General features: G+C 64.1%; 1 protein-coding gene. It reads left to right on the top strand.

The genetic code is table 11. The features are described from left to right. The coding region (locus HX869_RS31095) for an ATP-binding cassette domain-containing protein (RefSeq protein ID WP_178904173.1) at positions 1-1,028 on the top strand (1,028 nt) is incomplete at its 5' end. Positions 1,029-1,033: the final 5 nt, after the last annotated feature.

The raw sequence follows: 1,033 nt of genomic DNA, 5'->3' as shown, positions 1-1,033 counted from the left end.
ACGTGACCACCCAGGCGCAGATTCTCGACCTGCTGCGCAAGATCCAGCAGGACAAGGGCATGGCACTGTTGTTTATCACCCACGACTTTGCCGTGGTCGAGGCGATTGCCGACCGGGTGCTGGTGCTGGAAAAGGGCCGGGTGGTGGAGCAGGGCACGGCCCCGGCGGTGTTGCGTGTGCCCCGGGAAGATTACACCCGGCAGTTGTTGGCGGCGGTGTCGGCGCAACCGCTGGTGCCACGTACGCAGGTGGCTGGCCCTGTGGTGCTGAAGGCCGAAGCGCTGGGCAAGGTGTTCCGCAGCCGCAGCGGTTGGTGGGGGCGGCGTACGACTCAGGCGTTGGATGCGGTTCAGCTGCAATTGCGTGAAGGCGAGACGTTGGGGATTGTGGGGGAGTCGGGGTCGGGCAAGTCGACCCTGGGTCGGTGCCTGGTGCGTTTGCTGCGTGCTGACAGCGGGCGGATCGAGTGGTTGGGGCGGGAGGTCGCGGGGTTGTCTGAAGGGCGGCTGCGAGCGTTGCGCAGTGATGTGCAGATGATTTTCCAGGATCCGTTTGCGTCGCTCAATCCGCGGCAGACGGTGGGGCAGATTGTTATGACTGGGCCTTTGGTGCAGGGGGTTTCCAAGGCGGATGCCGAGCGGCGGGCCCGTGAGTTGCTGGGGTTGGTGGGGTTGCCGGCAGCGGCGTTTGAGCGGTTTCCTCATGAGTTTTCCGGGGGGCAGCGGCAGCGCATAGGGATCGCCCGGGCGTTGGCGGTGGAGCCTAAGGTGTTGATCGCTGATGAGTGTGTGTCGGCGCTTGATGCGCTGATCCAGGTGCAGATTCTGGAGTTGCTGGAGTCGCTGCAGCGGCGGTTCAGGTTGAGCATTGTGTTTATTACTCATGACTTGCGGGTGGCTGCGCGGTTGTGCGACCGGATTGCGGTGATGCGTCAGGGGAGGGTGGTGGAGCAGGGGGAGACGGCGGCGCTGTTTGCTGATGCGCGGCATCCGTATACGCGGGAGTTGTTGATGGCTGAGGCGATTTGACTAGG

This window comes from Pseudomonas sp. P7779 (assembly GCF_013386315.1).
Classification (GTDB): Bacteria; Pseudomonadota; Gammaproteobacteria; order Pseudomonadales; family Pseudomonadaceae; genus Aquipseudomonas.
Note: the sequence above shows the minus strand (reverse complement) of the source record. Positions and strands in the feature narration are given on the sequence as shown.